This is a genomic window from Pontibacter ramchanderi (genome assembly GCF_002846395.1).
In the GTDB taxonomy this organism is placed as follows: Bacteria; Bacteroidota; Bacteroidia; order Cytophagales; family Hymenobacteraceae; genus Pontibacter; species Pontibacter ramchanderi.
Genome location: NZ_PJMU01000001.1, coordinates 723,756 through 741,827, shown reverse-complemented (window position 1 = coordinate 741,827; position 18,072 = coordinate 723,756). Strand labels below are relative to the sequence as shown.

Genomic DNA, 18,072 nt, shown 5'->3' with positions numbered 1-18,072 from the left:
CTAGAGGCTATACCTGCTGCGTCTGTTCCTTTGGAAGAGGAACGGAAGCGAGTTCTTTTCTGAAGACGACCGTGCCGGGCATTGAAGCAGTTTCTCCTTCCGGAACAGCCAGCGCCTCTATCCATACCTCACCTGTGTCGTAATAGTTAAGTACAAAGAAGCCCCGTTGCTCCAGCGTGAAAGTTGCTTTACCACCCTTTTTTACGAATGAGGTTTTGCTGCCGGAGCCGCTCACGATGTAGTGGTTGTCACGCACCTCGAAATGCTGCAGGTTATGGTCGTGGCCAGCCACATACACAATGTTGCTATACTGGTGAAAGATACGGAGCAGGCGTTTGCGCATCTTGCGGTATTTTCGGTGCGACATGTCTTCGTAAGCGCCGAAGAGTTTACGGTAAAACGGGTATAGTGAACCGAAAATTGGCAAGGGGATGTAGAAACGCTTATGAGCAGCCGTGAGCGGAAATATGTGCTGTTTGATTGTGAACTTGCCACCGTGCAGGGCATTGCTGTAAAGCGGGTGATGTGCGGCCACTACAACGCGCTGGTGTTTATTTCGGCGCAGGATTTTGTTCAGGCGCAGAAAAAATTCTTCGATGTCATCATAGGGGCAGCCCTGCGCTCTGCCTATCGGCTTTTCGCCCCGCTGTACCCACCATTGCGTATTGATGATGACCAGGAGCAGTCCTTCGGCCAACTGGATGGCTTCCGGACCAGGGCAGCCGTGGCGGGGCAGGTAACTGTTCTCGTCCTGAAGGGTTTCGACAACGTATTGCTCCTGCCGCAGCACATACTCCAGTCCGTTGTGGCGGCCCTTGTTCCAGTCGTGGTTACCGCTCAGAAAAATCTTACGACCTGCGTAAGCCCCCATCTGCTGCAGTAGAAAATCGAGTCGCGCCTTGGCGGCCGGGTAGTGGCGGTGCGTTTCGGCGGGTAGCCCGACAGGGTATAGGTTATCACCCAGAAACAGGACGCTACCATCGGGGCCCGTATTCTGCTGCCATTCCTCCAGAAGCCGCATAACAGGGTCTGTACCATCAATGGCCACGTAGCCGATGTCGCCCATAAAAGCGATGCTGTGTACTAGTTTGGCCTCTGGCTTCGGCAGGCATTTGCGCCAACCCACATCCGATAGTCTGTAGAAAGGCTTATTGCGGTACTTGAGCTCCTGCCAATAACTGAACAGCCCAAAAACTAAAAACAGCACAGTTGGTATGATCAGAAAGTATAGCAGCATTAGAAGTTGGGTGGTGTAAGGTTTTTAAAATGGCCGTTGAGCTTTACGCGCTCCTTCAGTCGCTCCGTCTCGGTTACAATAGGCAGCACCTGGAGCAGGTGCTGCAGGATCATTTCCTGTCGTAGGGCTTCGCTGTTGCATTGCAGCAAGGTATACTCCTGCTCTGTGTTAAGGCCCAGGTGGTGGGCAATGTCGTAGGAGGAGAAGTTATCAGGTAGGTCCATCAGGATGCTGCTTATACCCAGGGCTGTATACAGTTCTTGCAATTTCTCGCGTATTTGCTCTTTGGTGACAATGTCCTCGTCGGCCAGGTTTTCAACTTCCTCCACCTGACCGCCGGCATACAGCCTGCCAGGTGCCTGCCGATCGAACTCCAGTATTTTAAAAATGCCGATGCCCTGTGTGCGTATGTCCATTTCGCCAGTTTCGTATTTTTTCTCGACCTGCAGCAACTTGATCTCGGTACCATACATGCCCACGCCGTTGTTAATGTAGGTAGGTATACCAAAGGTGCCACCACTTTCAATGCAATCGTAGACCAGTTGCTTGTAGCGGGGTTCGAAGATGTGCAGGTTCAGTTTCTCGCCCGGGAAGACCACAATATTCAGAGGAAACAAAGGTAAATACTTTTGCATGGTTTGTTCTTTAGTAGTATAACAGGCAAGTAGCGGTTTTGTATACGCAATACGGGTATGTTCAGAGCCATGTTAAGGATTACAATTCAGGTAGGCTGCTTTTGTTGCATTATGAGCCAAAACACTTAGCTTTGCGCACTTATTTTCAAGCGCTTAAAATGAAGAAAAAACGGCTGGGCTTTCGTGAGATCAGGCTTATCGTCACAAAGCTTTTGCTGAGCCTCGTGCTCCTGAGTGTGCTGTGGGTGTTGGTATACCGTTGGGTGGCACCGCCTGTAACCTTGCATATGGTGAAACGCCGTGCGGAGGCCGGGACCGCGCAGCGGTCGGAAGCCGCGATCAGGTATACCTACGTTCCGTTAGAGGAGATGTCGGAGCAGTTGCCGCTGGCCGTTGTGGCGTCCGAGGACCAGCTCTTCCTGGAGCACAGCGGCTTCGACTTTGATGCCATCGCCGATGCGTTTAAGCGCAATCAGAAAGGGAAGAACATCAGGGGGGGCAGCACCATTAGCCAGCAGGTGGCCAAGAACGTTTTTCTGTGGCACGGCCGCAGTTACCTGCGCAAGGCGGTAGAAGCCTACTTTACTTTTCTGATCGAGGTGCTTTGGGGCAAACAGCGTATACTGGAGGTATACCTGAATATTGCCGAAATGGGAGATGGGGTGTTTGGTGTAGAGGCGGCTTCCCAGAAATATTTTAAAAAACCGGCCGCTAAGGTTGGGCGACAAGAGGCAGCCCGTTTGGCGGCGGTTCTTCCAAACCCAATCCGCTACAATGCCGGTCGGCCTTCGGCTTATGTAATGGGGCGGCAGTACCGCATCGCCCGCGCTATGGGCCGACTAGGTGGCACTACATACATCAAAACCATACTTCCTGAGAAAGATGAAAAGAAATAAGTTGATAATCACCCTATTACTAGGTATAGGGATTACCTTCGCAGGCTGCAAGCAGCAGGAAGAAAGGCAGCTAACGCGCAACGCAAACGCTCCAGCCCAGCACGATGCAGCCACTGCAGAAGCACAGGTACGCGATATGCTGGCCTCGCAATCAGCCTGCTGGAGCCAGGGCAACCTCGACTGCTTCATGCAGGACTACTGGAAGTCGGATTCGCTGTTGTTTGTGGGAAAGAGTGGCCTGACCTATGGCTGGCAGAAGACCCTCGACAATTACCGCAAAAGCTACCCCGACCCGGCAGCGATGGGCCGATTGACATTCGACCTGAAAGAGATGCGCCACTTGGCCGCCGACCACATGCTGGTGGTAGGGAAATGGCACTTGCAGCGGGAAGCCCAACTAGGTGATCTCCAGGGCCACTTCTCCATCATCCTCAAGCGCTTCCCGGAAGGCTGGAAAATTGTAGCAGACCATTCTAGTTGAGTTAGAAAGGTGAGAAGTCAAAAGTTAGAAAGTTGGTTGTCTCAAGGCGTCACTTTCTAACTTTCTACTTTTTTAACTTCCCAACTTCTATTCATCTCCCGCGGCATCCACTTCGGTTTCTTTGGCAATTTCCGGCAGTTCCTCCGTGAAGATGTAACCACAACCCGCAGCGTGTTCGGCGGCCTCCAGAGTTTCCTTCACCAGTACCATTTCCACTTCTTTGCTATCCTTAAATTCGTCGAAGATCTTCACCACCTTGGTGGTATGCTTTGCGATGTTGACGTCCCGGATATAGATGGCCAGTACGCGGCCGGGGTGTTTTCGTACCACTTCGGCATATATCTCGGCATCCTGCTGGCCGCTGTCTCCGATCAGGATAAACTTCAGCTCCGGGTAAGTGATCAGAATGTTCTCGATCTCCTTGTACTTGTGGCTCATGTGGTCGGAGGCACCGAGCTTGCTCTCGTCTATTCCAAAATCGCGAAGCAGGAGCGGCCCTTGCGGAATCTCGTTCAGTTCCAGAAAATGATAGAGTAAATCGTAGGTGTTCCAGGGACTGCTCGAAACATAGAAAAAGGGGTTGTTGCGCTTGCCGTTCCGGCCTAGTTGCAGCGACTTGTAGAAGGAGGACACCCCGTGGAAAGGGATGCGGGAGTGTGCATTGTTGAGCAACACGTTTCGGCCGGTCTGCATCAGACTGGTAGCGCCCGTTCGCACAATGGTGTCGTCGATGTCGCTAATGATGCCGTACTCAGCATCGGGTGGCGGCACCAGCACATGCGCCTGCGCTTTAACCGGACCTTCAAAGTCGACCGGAGCTTCTGAGAGCGTGATATCGATTGTGTGCCAGATATCGTCGAGCACCAAGGGCTTTTCAGGGGCGAGGTTCAGCACAAAGTATCCTTCTACATCAGTGGTGATCTCGTGCTTCTGGTCACCGAGGCATAGCTCCACACGGGCTCCCGGTATCTCGCGGCTATTGAACCGTTTATACATGTTCAGGATGTTCTCCCACAGCGAATCGTTTTCCTCCGACACCGTGATGCCTTTGTCGACCAAAACGCGACCTTTGACATAGAGGCGGGTAGGGGTGCCATAGCTGCGGTAGGCCATGATGTGCAGCGGACCGAACATGTTCAGCTTGCGACGCAAGTTAAAGGTCAGGGTATCAAACTTTTCTTCGGCTTTCAAAACGGCTTTTGCGGCGGTGGTCTTTATTTTTTTCATAGTCTGCAGGTATAGGGTTAAACAGAAAGGCCTGCTTTGGGCAGACCTTTTCTGGTTATAGGTTCAGGCTTTTCTTCAGCTCGTTAAAATCCGTGTCAGCAGCTCCGGTGGTGGAGCAGTTGCGCTGCCGTGCCTGTTGCTGAATGTTCTCCACGCGGTTTTCCGGGTTGGGGTGCGTACTCAGGAACTCTGGCGGATTGCTGCTCTGTGCCTGGGAATTGAGCTTCACGAAGAAACCAGCCGCGCCGTCGCAGGCATAGTAGTCAGTGCCGTCCAGGTATACCACCGAGGCATTGTCGGCTTCCGTTTCAGCACCGCGGCTAAAGCGCAAACCAGCCAGCGTACCGGCCAACTGGGCGGCTATCTGTTGCAGCGTGCCGGCATTGTTACCCAGCGCAACCGAGAGTAGCAGGGCAATACCATAGTCACGCTGCAATTGCTGCACGCTGTGTCTTTTATCGGCATGGGCTATTTCGTGGGCCAGTACCCCGGCAAAGTGGTCTTCGTCGTCCAGAAATTTCATCAGGCCGGTATAAACATAAATATACCCGCCTGGTGCGGCAAAGGCATTCAGTGTTTCGCGATCGTCGATAATCTTCACGGTCCAGGCAAACTCATTCCGGTACTTGATCTCCCCGGAATTGAGCACGCGGTTCACGATGCGGTCGAGGTGGGTATAGGCTTTTTGTACATTGGCATTGGAAGAGTTGCGCTCCAGTAACTTGCCCTGCGCCCGAAAGGTAGAGTCTACCTGCTGCGATACCTGCTGTCCTAAACGGATGTCATCCTGCGTAGAGAAGATGACGCCTTCATTGTCTTTACAACTGCTCATTAAAAACACACTGGCACAAGCAAACAGCCAGGGTGCAGTACGATTGAAAATCTTCATCATTTAAGTAAGAGTGATAAATTTAGTTCTGAGCTGTGCGGAGGTAAAACGTTTGTTTCACCATTACCCCGCAGCCTGCTTAAAACTTGCGCTAATAGATTTTAGTATGCGCTTACGGAATAAAATTAGCCTTGTTTGAAAGAGTGTGTCGGGAGATGCTGACAAAAGAATGTGCAAATAAAAAAGCCCCTGAATTTCAGGGGCTTTTTTTCAAGTGTAGTATGGTCTATTTTACGGATGAGGTACCCACAGGGTTCCCGTTCGTATCCAGCTCCACCACTTCGTAACTCAGTTTCTGCAGTTCTGGCAACACGGTTTTCTTGTCGCCCACTACCACAATGTGCATTTTGTCAGATGGCAGGTGCTTGGCTGCCAGCGCATCGATCTCCTGTTTGGTCATGTTGTTGAGGATCTGCGTCTGCTTGCTTACGTAGTCCTTTTTCAGGTCGTAGCGCAGGATGCGGCCCAGGAAGTTCGCCTTTTGTGCAGGCGTCTCGTACTGACGGGCATCAGACTGACCGATCGAGTTTTTCATGAACTGCAACTCGTCTTCGGTGATGCCTTTGGTTCTGAAGTCGTTGATCTCTTTCATGAACTCCACAACAGAAGCGGCTGTAGCATCGGCGCGAACACCGGCAGAAGCCGTGTATGGGCCAGCAAAGCGGCTGCCACCGAAGCCTGAACGGGCACCATAGGTATAGCCTTTGTCCTCGCGCAGATTCAGGTTGATGCGGCTGTTGAAGGCACCACCCAGCACGAAGTTCATCAGCGAAGTTTTATAGTACTCGCCGGTCGCATCGTAAGGAAGGGCCACGTAACCGATTCTGATCTCGGACTGCGCAGCGTCCGGCTTGTCAACGAAGTAGATTTTAGTCGAAGCGATGGCAGGGGCTTTCACGTCGGCTGGCATCGTTACGTTTTTCTTCTTCCAGTTTTTCAGGAAGCCGAGTTTGCCGATGATCTCTTTTTCGTTGATGTCGCCTACTACTACCAACTCAGCGCCGGTAGGGGTGAAATTAGTTGTATAGAACTGCTTCACATCGTCCAGCGTGATGCTGGTAACTGACTCGGCTGTACCTGAAGTAGGTATAGCCATGATGTGGCTGTCGCCATAAAGCAGTTTGTTGTATACGCTGCTGGCAATGGCCGTCGGCTGAGTGCTCTGGTTGGCTATACCTTCCAATTGCTGCTTTTTCAGACGTTCAAAGTCGTCCTGCGCGAATTTTGGACGGAACAGACGCTCCTCAAGCAGTACCAGAGTTTTGTCCAGGTTCTTCTTTAGCGCTTGCACTGTTACATAGGTCTCTTCTGCACCAGAGAAGATGCGGATAGAGCTGCCCAATTTGTCGAGCTCGCTTGTGAAGGCTTCCGAGGTATAGTTCTCCGTGTCTTCGTTCATCAAAGAGGCTGTGAGCGAAGCAATACCCGCTTTGCCTGGGTTGTTGGCCAGCAAACGGTGTCCGCCAGGTATAGAAAGCTGAATCGTGACGGTTGGGATCTCGTCGGACTTGGTGCCGATCACCTTCATGCCGTTCTTGAACTTGGCCGTATAGAAGTTTGGTACGCTCACTGCTTTGGCTTGGCCTGCCACCGGGCGCTTGCTGCGGTCAAAGGAGTCAACTGCCTTGGTATAGCTCAGGCCACTGTAGTCCTGAGGCTCAGCTACCGATACCTTGGTGTCAACGGTGTAGTTGTCGGCTTTGGCTACCACCTCAGGCTTGCCTTTTGGCACTACACTCAGGATAACGGCAGGCTTGCCCTTGATGTACTGGTTGTACACACGCACGACGTCGTCTTTTGTGAGGGCGTTGATACGGCGGATTTCCTCTTGCAGGTAGTTCGGGTTGTTGCGGAAGGTCTCGTACGCTGCCAGTTGCGACACTTTTCCGCTCACGCTCGCCATGCGGTTGATCAGGCTCGACTCAGCAGAGGCTTTATAACGCTGCAGGTCCTCGTCGGTCACACCGCGTGTTTCAAACTCAGCAATCGACTTGCGCATCAGTTCCTCCATTTGCGCCAGGGTGCTGTTCGGGAAGGCCATGATGGAGATACCGAACTCGCCGGCCAATTCAGAGGTAGAGTTCATGGCAGAAGCCTGCAGGGCTTTCTGCTCTTTCACGAAGTTTTTATAGAAGATGGAGTTACGTCCCTGTCCCAGGATCTCGGCCAGTACGTCCAGCGCGTGCTCGTCTTTGTGACCAGCCTCAGGCACTGGATACGTTACGCGTAGCATCGGGAAGCGGATATTGTCTTCGTAAGAAACGTAACGGTCCGCAGTTAGGGAAGCGACCATTGGTTTCATGTCCTGCACGGCAGGACCAACAGGTATAGAACCGAAATATTTCTCCACCAGCTTCACTACATCAGCCGGGTTCACATCACCACCTACTGTCACAGTGGCGTTGTTCGGGCCGTACCAGCGCAGGAAGAAGTTCTTCAGGTCGTCTACGTTCACGCGGTTCAGGTCCTCAATATAACCAATCGTGGTCCAGGAGTACGGGTGGCCGTAGGGGTAAAGATTCTGGGAAGTCTTCTCGTACACCAGCCCGTAAGGACGGTTGTCGTAGTTCTGGCCACGCTCGTTCTTCACCGTCTCGCGCTGCACCTCGAATTTCTTCTGGGTAACGGCGTCGAGCAGGAAGCCCATGCGGTCCGCCTCCAGCCAAAGGGCTGTTTCGAGTTGGTTGCTTGGCACGGTTTCGAAGTAGTTGGTGCGGTCACGGTTGGTCGTGCCATTCAGCGTTCCTCCTGCATCCGACACGATCTTGAAGTGCTCTTCGTCGGCCACGTTGTCGGAGCCCTGGAACATCATGTGCTCAAAGAAGTGCGCGAAGCCGGACTTGCCCACTTCTTCGCGAGCCGAGCCCACGTGGTAGGTCACGTCCACATGCACAACCGGATCGGAGTGATCTTCGTGCACAATCAGGGTGAGGCCATTGGCCAGCTTGTATTTTTCGTAAGGTATAACCAGCTCATCGCCTTTCTTGGTTACCTTTTCCACGAGTTTTGTCTGCGCCTCTGCTGCACTGACCACACTGGCCGTTAGCACGATGCTCAAACCGATTTTCTGAAGCATAAATACTTGTTTTAGGTGAACGATTGGTCTTATGTTAGGACCAATATAACATATAAAGGTTTAATGCTATGAGGAAATATAGACGAACGCCTATTTTGTCTCGGCGAACACTTGTTTGGCGAACATCACGGACACGGCCAGCGTCAAAAGTGCAACCACCAGCATAGCCGTGGTGAGCAGGAAAGCCATACCTGCCGTCTGGGTCGAGTTCGGTTCAGGAGCTTGCTGCACCATTTCGAGGAGACGGATAAAGTAGGTGCCGGAGCGCCATCCTAATAGCAAGGTGAGGAGCCCCGCCTCTGCTGTGCCCAGCAGGAAGCCCCAGCGTTTGCGGCGGTTCAGAAAGTGTCCGGCAATCAGGGCAAGCAGGCCTCCGGCTATACCTGTTATGAGAGCGGTACGAGCCTGTTCGCCGGCTACGTCAACGGCTACGGCGCCACAGCCCAGCATGAACACGCCAAAGAAGGCGTAGAGGTAGGAAATTTGTTTATGAATGGTCATGTGCTTGTCTTTTTTTACGGAAGCAAATATAGCGGTAATTGTTGAGCAGGTATAACCCGATGCCCATACCTGCCCTGCGGTCGAATAACTTTTACTGGGTATTGAAGTATTATGGGCAGGAGGTGCCTAATGCCTCAACAAATGACAAAAGAAGAACTGCATAATTTACATAAGGATCCGGCACTTTCGGCAGAGTGGGCCGGCCTGCGCTATACCTCCGACGAAAAGCCGGGGCTCACACGTAAAAAAGCCGGCAACGGGTTTTACTATCTCAACAGCAAAGGCGAAAAAGTGAGCGATGAAAAAACGCTCGAGCGCATCAAAAAGCTGGTGATACCGCCCGCCTGGACCGAAGTCTGGATATCGAACACGCCTCGCGGACACCTGCAGGCCACCGGTCGCGACGACAAAGGGCGTAAGCAGTACATCTACCACCCCGAGTGGCAGAATGCCCGTAACCTGACTAAGTTCGGCCGCATGATCGCCTTCGGTAAGTCCCTGCCAGCCTTGCGGGAGCATATTCAGAAAGACATCCAGTCACGCAAGCTCGACAAGCGCAAAGTGACGGCACTGGTGCTCTCCATCCTCGACAACGCACTGATCCGGATCGGCAACCGCGCCTACGCTAAGTCAAACAAGTCCTACGGGCTCACCACGCTGCGTGACCGGCATGTGACTTTTAATGGTAGCACCGTCACCTTTTCGTTTGTGGGCAAAAAAGGAGTGGAACAGAAGATCGACCTGAAGGACCGGCGCCTGGCGCAGCTTGTGAAGAAGTGCAAAGACATACCTGGTTACGATCTGTTTCAGTATTATGACGAAGATGGAGAAAGGCAGACCCTGGAGTCGGGCGACGTAAACGAGTACCTGCGTGAAGTGACAGCCCATGACTTCACAGCAAAGGATTTCAGAACCTGGGGCGGTACCGTGCGGATGGTAGAGTGTTTGGAGCGCGTCATCGATGAGAACCCGGAAATAGACAAGGAGAAAGGTATAAAAGAGGCGGTAAAAGAAGTAGCAAAAGGCTTGGGCAATACCCCAACAGTGTGCAGCAAATATTACATTCACCCCGAAGTAGTGAACCTCTTTCGGGAAGACAAACTGCTGAACTACCTCAAAAAGCATGATCCCACCAGGTCCAAAACCGAACAACTTTCGAGTATGGAATCGTTTGTGCTGAAAATGCTGGAGAAAAGCCTTAGAAGTTAGAAAGTTAGAAAGTTAGATCAGTTTCCTTCGCGGTCATAGGCGTGGACTCTGACATCTCGGGTGGTGAAGTCTTTGGCTTCGGTACCGAAGTCGATTTTGTTGCCACGCTCAGTGTCGTAGATATGAGTCATTTTGCGCCATCCCTTTACAGAAGATCGATCCACGATTTCATCCTCGCCCAGGCCGCCGTACACCTCAACCAGTATACCTTCGGCAACATCTCCTTCAATCAAAAACTGGTCATCGCCGCTGAGACCGTGCAATGTGATCTTTTCGGTTTCATTCGTATGGAATATTCTGCGGTACAGCACTTTTTCAGGTATAGCGTTTTGGGCGGGACGTGAAAGGGTAACTTCGGTGCGATCATCATCGAGCCTCCTTACCCGAAACAAATCAGGCTGATCGGTACCGGCTACCGTCACATGGCCTGCCAACAGCTCATACATCTCCACTGCTACGTCTGGCAATTGGTCGCGCCGGTTTTTCAGACTTTGAGTGGCGCTCTCCCCATTGAAAGCATAGATAGAAGGAGGGAGGTTTTGGACTGCTTTCTCGATCACCTCGTCTGTCAGCCTGTTTTTCAGGTCGTTTGCAATCGCTTTCCAATCCTCACGGGTCAGTTCATGCAGCAGGCGCTCGTCAATGAACCGGGCATTGATCATCAGCGCTTTCACGTCTTTGATCTTGGAGCCAAAAGAGTTGAATTTGCGGGCCATCAGTTTTCTGGTCGCGATAAAGGGGATAGCACCATCGTCCATTTTAAGGAAAACCTGATCGCGGTCTTTGGGTATGGGTTGATACAGGGTGTCAGTACTATCTGCATAAACAGCCCAGTCCCATTGGCCCTTGTGGCGGTCCCAGTCTCCAACGAGCACATCCAACAGGCGGGCACGGGCGAAGGCTCTCTGGTCAAAGTGATGGGTGTTGGTTTCGTAGCGCAGGCGCAGCGCCTCATCTGAATTTACAAAGCCGGCCACATTACCAAACATCCGGAGCGTGTCAGCCATACTCTCGAATTTCTCTTCCAGCATGTATACCTTGCCCTGCACTGCCTCTGCATATTCTCCAAACGATGTGTCGTTTTTGGGAACATAATACAGCGTGGGGGAGGTATGGAAAACACCTGCAGCACGGGCTAAAGCAGGTATAACCATGGCGCCGTATGGGCTGGCCGAGGAAGTCTGGTCGCGCAGGATATTGGTGACGAAGGTAGGGCGCCAGAACTTGGCCAGCACCAGCACCGGGTCTTTGTCGATGGAGCGGAATGCGTAGATGCGGCCGAGGCTGTCTTGCAATTGGAAACTGCTGGTCTGGAAGCCGCCGCCTTTTTTGACTACCTGCATGCCCCCGTGTACACGCGCTAGTTCAAACACAGGCAATATAACCGGTGTGGTCCAGCTGTCGCGGTGGTGCTTGCCCCAGAAGAGGTAATGGAACCAGCTGCGCTCATAATGGCGGCCTGCCACAATCCATACGCTGTCGGTGCCAGCTGGGGGCAGGTCATACTCCCCCGGCTGCACCAAAGCGTCTTGCTGGTAAAAATTATCGTCGGCGCAACTACCCAGCGCCAATATAAGGGCGAGTAGTAAGGCCGATCTCAGGTATAGGTGCTGCATAAGGTGTGAATTCACTCCTTAAACGCACACAGCCTGCAAGGTTTTCGCTATTTGCGTTTTTGTCTGTAAAAGTTGATCAACCCGGAGGTAGAGCTGTCGTGCTGGGCTTCTTTGTTGTGCAGCAATTCCTCTTCGATGGCACCAGCCAGTTGCTTACCCAATTCCACGCCCCACTGGTCGAAGCTGTACACGTTCCAGATCACACCCTGCACAAAAGTCTTGTGCTCATACATGGCGATCAGGCTGCCCAAAGCGAATGGCGTGAGCAGATCAAACATGATCGAAGTGGATGGCTTGTTGCCTTCGAACACTTTATGCGGAACGAGTTGCTCCAGTTCTTCGCCAGTCATTCCTTTTTTCTCCAACTCGTCACGCACTTCATCTTCGGTCTTGCCTTTCATCAGCGCCTCGGTCTGGGCAAAGAAGTTAGAAAGAAGCATCGGGTGGTGCTCGCCGATCGGGTTGTGGCTGTTCACTGGGGCCAAAAAATCGGAAGGGATCAGCACCGAACCCTGGTGAATCAACTGGAAGAAGGAATGCTGCCCGTTGGTACCGGCGGCGCCCCAGATCACCGGTTGTGTCTGAAAATTGACAAACTCACCGTTACGCATAGCGGTTTTGCCGTTGCTCTCCATCTGTAACTGCTGCAAGTACTCCGGCAACAGGCGCAGGTACTGGTCGTAAGGCAGCACAGCGTGTGACTGCGCCTCAAAAAAGTTGGTGTACCACACGCTCAGCAAAGCCATTAGCACCGGTATATTCTGTCTCATCGGCGTGTTTTTCAGGTGCTTGTCCATGGCTTCGGCGCCGCGCAGCAGTTCCTCAAATTTGTCGTACCCCAGGGCACATGCTACCGATAACCCAATGGCTGACCAAAGCGAGAAACGACCGCCTACCCAATCCCAGAAGCGGAAGGTATTTTCCGGCGCAATGCCAAACTTAGAAACTGCCTCGGTATTGGTGGAAAGGGCTACGAAATGCTTGCTTACATGCGCTTCATCTTTGGCGGTTTCAAGAAACCAACTGCGGGCCGTGTGAGCGTTCGCGATGGTTTCTTTTGTTGTGAAGGTCTTGGAAGCGATGATGAAAAGGGTTGTCTCCGGATCGACTTTGCGCAGTACCTCAGCTGCATCCGTACCGTCCACGTTCGAGATGAAGTGTACCTCAATATCTGGCTTCTGGTATTTCTTGAGTGCCTCCGTCACCATCTGCGGCCCCAGGTGCGAGCCGCCTATACCTATGTTTACCACATGCCGCACTTTTTTGCCGGTGTATCCCGTCCATTCACCGCTGTGCAGGCGATCGCAGAAAGCCTTCATCTGGCGTTGCACGTCGCGTACCTCTTCCAGCACATTCTCGCCCTCTACCAGCAGCTCCTGATCGGTGAAACTGCGCAGGGCGGTATGCAGCACAGCACGGCCTTCGGTAGCATTGATCTTGTCACCGCGCAGCATGCTTTCAATGGCAGCAGGTACCTGCATTTCCTCAGCCAGTTCGGTCAGTAGGTTCAGCGTTTCTTCGGTAATGCGGTTTTTAGAGAAGTCATAGAGTGTGCCGTCCACCTCGTACGAGAATTTCTCAAAGCGTTTTGGGTCGGCTTTAAACAGGTCACGCAGGTGCTGATGCTTCAGCTCGGCGTAGTGTGTTTCCAGTTTTTTCCAGGCATTGGTTGTCGTCGGGTTGTTGGTGTGTAGCATGTTTTATTTTGTGAAAATGTCTATGGCTCCAATTACTCTGAAAGCATATTTCAGGTTATTGATATTAAGTAAACGTATTGCCTTCGGCAGGCCGTAAAGTTAAGGTATTTTCAGAAGCCTGTCCGTAAAGGTATCATTTACCGGCTACCTGCGTAGGTCATAAACCAGATATTTCTATTCAAAGCGTCGCTTAGTTGCGTATGTAAGGTAAAGAAAAGATTAACTTCAAATCAGGAAGCATGAAAGAAGATAGAAAAGAGCCGGAAAACAAAACGAAACCAAAAGCAGGTATTCTTCGCGAAGACGATGGCAAGCGCACGCCTCCTGCCCATACAGGCTATATCACCGGCGGCACTAATCCAGCTAACCGACCCGAGCAGGGGCCTGACGTACCGCCCCATGAACGTACAGAAGGTATACCTTAAGCGTTCAACCTTATCTTGCGCTTACGCATACGTTTAGCCTCTGCAGGTTTGAACGGCTCGTCGAAGCCTGGTCATCCTGCTTTCTTTAACGAATTGACGACATGAATAGCCTTCAGCAAAAACTACAGGATAACAACATCAAGGCCCTCATTTTCGATCTCGACGGAGTTGTGACGCAAACGGCACGGGTGCACGCGCAGGCCTGGAAACGCATGTTTGACGCATACCTGCAGCAGCGTGGCGAGAAAGAGGGGAAGCATTACGAGGCGCTCGACATTGACACCGATTACCGAGAGCATATTGATGGTATCCCGCGCTACGATGGCGTGCGCAATTTCCTCGCTTCCCGCGGCATCAATCTGCCCGAGGGCGCCCCGGAGGATGAAGAAGGGCAGGAGACAGTCGGTGGACTCGGGAATCTGAAAAACATGTACTTTCAGGAACTGCTCAAACAGGAAGGCGTGGATGTGTATGACGATACCATTGCCTGGATCAGACACCAAAAGCAGAAGGGGATGCGCACTGCCATTATATCGGCGAGTAAGAACTGCGTGGAGGTGTTGCATGCTGCTGGTATAGAGCACTTGTTTGAAGAGCACGTAGATGGACTGCAATCGGCTCAGTTGGGACTGAAAGGCAAGCCCGCCCCGGATATTTTTCTGGAAGCAGTACGCCGCTTAGGTATAGCGCCGCAGGAGGCCGCCGTGTTTGAAGATGCCCGCAAGGGTGTGCAGGCCGGCAAAGCAGGCGGCTTTGGCCTGGTGGTAGGTATAGACCGTACCCACGACGAAGCCGCCCTCATTGAAGGCGGTGCCGATCTGGTGATCCAACAGTTTCCACCCGTTTAGTCTGAATAAGTCTGCATTTAACCAACCCCGACATTTATGATACAGAAACGTGAGGCTCACGAACTGCCATCGGCTCTCAAACAGTTCAACGAACTCAAAGCGCATTTCAACAACAAAATCCCCGCCGTCTTTCTCGACTACGACGGTTGCCTGACGCCGATTGTGCAGCGCCCTGAAATGGCCATCTTATCCGACGAAATGCGAGAGGCCTTGCACAAGCTGGCATCTGTTACAAAAGTAGCCGTGGTGAGCGGGCGCGACCGGCAGAACGTGGCAGAACTTGTCAAACTCGACAACCTGTATTATGCCGGCTCACATGGATTTGACATCACTGGCCCGGGAGCTATGGCTTCGGAACCGGGTGGCGCTAAAGCTGCACTGCCCGCGCTGGACAAAGCCGATTTGGTGCTACAGGAAAAGCTGAAAGAAATAGCCGGGAGTCTGGTGGAGCGGAAGCGCTACGCGATTGCCGTGCATTTCCGCAACGTAGCCGATGACCAGGTTGAGCAGGTACGCAAAGTTGTGGACGAAGTGCTCAGCAGCATGCCTGAACTGAAGATCGGACACGGCAAAAAAATCTACGAACTCAAACCGAACATGGACTGGCACAAGGGCAAGGCGGTGCTATGGCTGATGGAGGAACTGGGGTTGAACAATGCCAACTACCTGCCACTCTACATCGGCGATGACATAACAGACGAAGATGCCTTTGCAGCCCTGCAGGAGCAAGGCATCGGCATACTCGTTGGGGAACATGACGACAAAACAGCCGCTACCTATCGGCTGGAAAGCGTGGATGACGTGCTCATTTTTCTGAATAGCCTGACAGACACGATCAAAGCACAAGGCCATGGCTGAATGGAGCATCACCTATGACAAATGGGTGCCGAAAGAGCAAACCTTGCGTGAGGCGCTCTGCACCCTGGGCAACGGCTACATTGCCACCCGCGGAGCATTTGAGGAAGCCAAGGCAGAGCCGGAATTAAACTACCCGGGAACCTACCTGGCCGGTGGGTATAACCGACTCACTTCGGAGGTAGCAGGCAAGGAAATTGAGAACGAGGACTTAGTGAACTGGCCCAACTGGCTGCCTGTTTCTTTCCGACAGCAGGGCGAAGAGTGGTTTCACCTGAGTAATGTCGAAGTGCTCGATTTCAAACAGGAGCTCGATTTGCGACATGGCCTGCTGTGCCGCTATGTGCACTTCCGCGACAGCAAAGGACGCGAAACAAAGCTCAATACCCGCCGCATCGTCAGTATGGCTAATCCGCACCTGGCAGCTTTGCAATGGCAGCTCACCCCTGTCAACTGGTCCGGCGAGATAGAACTTCGTGCCGCGCTGGACGGGCGCGTGACCAACAGTGGCATAGCCCGTTACCGCGCCCTGGCCAGTCAGCACCTCATAACATTGGAGCAGGGGCAGCACGACGAAGAGAGCATGTACCTGGTGGTGCAGACCGTGCAATCGAAGACACGCATGGCACAGGTAGCCCGCACAAGGCTATACCTGGGCGGCAAGGCCAGTGGCCTTATACCTCAAACAAGGGTCGAGCAAAGTTATGTAGCGCACCATTTCACGGTGCAACTAAACCAAGCGCAGCCGCTTCGTCTCGAAAAGGCTGTGCTTCTCTATACCTCACGCGACTGGGCCATCTCTGAGCCATTGCTGGACGCCTGTCAGAATATGAGCCGACAAGGTACGTTCGGGGAATCGCTGGACGAGCACAAACGCGCATGGCAACGACTCTGGAACCGCTGCGACCTTTACACGGCCTGCAATACTAAAGTGCAGTCTGTTCTGCGACTGCATGTTTTCCATCTACTGCAAACCGTTTCAGGCCATACCGTCGACCTCGATGTGGGCGTTCCTGCCCGTGGGTGGCACGGGGAGGCGTACCGGGGCCATATTTTCTGGGATGAGCTGTTTATCTTTCCTTTCCTGAACCTGCACCTGCCCGCCATTACGCGAGAGTTGCTCATGTACCGTTATCGTCGCCTGAACGAAGCCCGCAGTGCCGCCAAAGAGGCAGGGTATAAGGGTGCGATGTTTCCCTGGCAAAGTGGCAGCAACGGGCGTGAAGAAAGCCAGGTGATCCACCTCAATCCCCAGTCCGGTCGTTGGCTGCCCGACAACACCTACCTGCAACGGCACATCAGTTCGGCGGTGGCCTACAACGTGTGGCACTACTACCAGGCCACCGAAGACATGGACTTCCTCAGTTACCATGGTGCCGAGATGCTGCTGGATATCGCCCAATTCTGGTCAACCATTGCGACGCTGAACCATGAAACCGGCCGTTATGAAATACTGCACGTGGTGGGGCCCGACGAGTACCACACCGAGTACCCTGATTCAACGGAAGTCGGTTTGAATAACAATGCCTATACCAATGTAATGGCGGTTTGGGTAATACAGAAGGCCCTGCAACTCAAAAACGTGATCGACGACTCCCGGTATGATGAGTTGCTCACCAAGCGGCACATCACGCCAGATGACCTGACACGCTGGGAAGATATCAGCAAGCGCATGTACGTGCCTTTCCTGGAAGACACCCGGATTATTGCGCAGTTCGATGGGTATGATAAACTAGAGGAGTTCGACTGGGAGAAATACAGGGCAGTGCATGGAGAGGCCATGCGCCTCGACCGCATTCTGGAAAGCGAAGGCGACAATGTGAACAGGTATAAAGCAAGCAAACAGGCAGATGTGCTGATGCTTTTCTACCTTTTTTCCTCCGACGAACTTCTGTCTGTTTTCGAACAACTAAACTACGATTTCAAGCCGCAAAGTATACCGGAGAACATTGCTTATTACGAGCAACGCACCTCACACGGCTCCACGCTGAGTAAGATTGTGCACGCCTGGGTGCTGGCCCGTTCGGACCGGAAGCGGTCCTGGAAAAATTTCGAGATCGCGTTGATGAGTGATCTGGAAGACATACAGGGCGGAACTACTTCAGAAGGTATACACCTGGGTGCCATGGCTGGCACAGTGGACCTGATGCAACGCGCTTATACCGGTCTGGAGATACGTGATGATGTGCTGTGGCTTAACCCGGTGCTCCCGGACGAAATGCCCTGCCTGGACCTGCAACTTCGCTATAGGGGCCACTGGATAAAAGTGAACTTCACAGCCAACAAGATGATCATCACCTTTGACAGGGGTTGGTCTAAGGAGGTGAAAATTGGTGTTCGCGGCCAGGTGCATACCTTCAAAACCGGTGACCAAAAAGAATTCGACATTCGGCGCTAAGACACAAGTAGGGCTTTCGTTAATCTTCCATGCCTATACCTATATCTGCGACCAAAATTGCTTTTACGAAACCTGAAGAAGC

General features: G+C 52.6%; 15 protein-coding genes. 7 read left to right on the top strand and 8 right to left on the bottom strand.

Features of this window, described 5'->3' with window-relative positions:
* Window positions 1–7: 7 nt before the first annotated feature.
* Window positions 8–1,237 carry a metallophosphoesterase family protein gene (locus BD749_RS03140; protein ID WP_101442907.1) on the bottom strand — a complete coding sequence of 410 codons (1,230 nt, stop codon included), beginning with the start codon at window positions 1,235–1,237 and terminating at the stop codon, window positions 8–10.
* A complete protein-coding gene (locus BD749_RS03135; protein WP_101442906.1) occupies window positions 1,237–1,872 on the bottom strand; it encodes an LON peptidase substrate-binding domain-containing protein in 636 nt (211 codons plus the stop codon). Before BD749_RS03135 ends, BD749_RS03140 begins: the two co-directional genes overlap by 1 nt.
* A gap of 158 nt (window positions 1,873–2,030) precedes the next feature.
* Between BD749_RS03135 and mtgA the strand changes: the two genes are divergently transcribed.
* Complete coding sequence (gene mtgA / locus BD749_RS03130; RefSeq protein ID WP_101442905.1) at window positions 2,031–2,768, top strand: monofunctional biosynthetic peptidoglycan transglycosylase; 738 nt, start codon at window positions 2,031–2,033, stop codon at window positions 2,766–2,768.
* Window positions 2,755–3,249: a YybH family protein gene (locus BD749_RS03125; protein ID WP_101442904.1), complete on the top strand. Its 495-nt coding sequence runs from the start codon at window positions 2,755–2,757 to the stop codon at window positions 3,247–3,249. The genes mtgA and BD749_RS03125 overlap by 14 nt, the downstream gene beginning before the upstream one ends.
* Before the next feature lie 87 nt (window positions 3,250–3,336).
* Here the strand turns inward: BD749_RS03125 and BD749_RS03120 are convergent, their stop codons facing one another.
* From BD749_RS03120 to BD749_RS03105, 4 genes are all read right to left on the bottom strand, one after another.
* Complete coding sequence (locus BD749_RS03120) at window positions 3,337–4,476, bottom strand: App1 family protein (protein WP_101442903.1); 1,140 nt, start codon at window positions 4,474–4,476, stop codon at window positions 3,337–3,339.
* A gap of 55 nt (window positions 4,477–4,531) precedes the next feature.
* Window positions 4,532–5,368, bottom strand: a complete 837-nt coding sequence (locus tag BD749_RS03115; protein WP_101442902.1) for a M48 family metalloprotease — start codon at window positions 5,366–5,368, stop codon at window positions 4,532–4,534.
* Window positions 5,369–5,591: 223 nt separating this feature from the next.
* Window positions 5,592–8,441, bottom strand: a complete 2,850-nt coding sequence (locus tag BD749_RS03110; RefSeq protein ID WP_101442901.1) for a M16 family metallopeptidase — start codon at window positions 8,439–8,441, stop codon at window positions 5,592–5,594.
* Window positions 8,442–8,531: 90 nt separating this feature from the next.
* Window positions 8,532–8,942 (bottom strand): hypothetical protein, encoded by a 411-nt coding sequence (locus BD749_RS03105; protein WP_101442900.1) that lies wholly within the window; start codon window positions 8,940–8,942, stop codon window positions 8,532–8,534.
* A gap of 141 nt (window positions 8,943–9,083) precedes the next feature.
* Here BD749_RS03105 and BD749_RS03100 point away from each other — a divergent pair, with 141 nt between their 5' ends.
* Window positions 9,084–10,151 (top strand): DNA topoisomerase IB, encoded by a 1,068-nt coding sequence (locus BD749_RS03100; protein ID WP_101442899.1) that lies wholly within the window; start codon window positions 9,084–9,086, stop codon window positions 10,149–10,151.
* A 17-nt stretch (window positions 10,152–10,168) separates the two neighbouring features.
* On the opposite strand, the gene BD749_RS03095 is transcribed toward BD749_RS03100, so the two are convergent.
* Both BD749_RS03095 and pgi read right to left on the bottom strand, forming a co-directional pair.
* Window positions 10,169–11,767, bottom strand: coding sequence for a hypothetical protein (locus BD749_RS03095; RefSeq protein ID WP_143741220.1), 1,599 nt, complete (start codon window positions 11,765–11,767; stop codon window positions 10,169–10,171).
* Between the two features lie 47 nt (window positions 11,768–11,814).
* Window positions 11,815–13,464, bottom strand: coding sequence for a glucose-6-phosphate isomerase (pgi, locus tag BD749_RS03090; protein ID WP_101442897.1), 1,650 nt, complete (start codon window positions 13,462–13,464; stop codon window positions 11,815–11,817).
* Window positions 13,465–13,703: 239 nt separating this feature from the next.
* Between pgi and BD749_RS03085 the strand changes: the two genes are divergently transcribed.
* The 4 genes from BD749_RS03085 (at window position 13,704) to BD749_RS03070 (ending at window position 17,990) form a co-directional block, all read left to right on the top strand.
* Window positions 13,704–13,889, top strand: coding sequence for a hypothetical protein (locus BD749_RS03085; RefSeq protein WP_101442896.1), 186 nt, complete (start codon window positions 13,704–13,706; stop codon window positions 13,887–13,889).
* A 101-nt stretch (window positions 13,890–13,990) separates the two neighbouring features.
* Complete coding sequence (locus BD749_RS03080; protein ID WP_101442895.1) at window positions 13,991–14,737, top strand: HAD family hydrolase; 747 nt, start codon at window positions 13,991–13,993, stop codon at window positions 14,735–14,737.
* 36 nt (window positions 14,738–14,773) lie between these two features.
* Window positions 14,774–15,595 (top strand): trehalose-phosphatase, encoded by an 822-nt coding sequence (otsB, locus tag BD749_RS03075; protein ID WP_101442894.1) that lies wholly within the window; start codon window positions 14,774–14,776, stop codon window positions 15,593–15,595.
* Window positions 15,588–17,990 (top strand): glycoside hydrolase family 65 protein, encoded by a 2,403-nt coding sequence (locus tag BD749_RS03070; protein ID WP_101442893.1) that lies wholly within the window; start codon window positions 15,588–15,590, stop codon window positions 17,988–17,990. Before otsB ends, BD749_RS03070 begins: the two co-directional genes overlap by 8 nt.
* Window positions 17,991–18,072 lie beyond the last annotated feature (82 nt).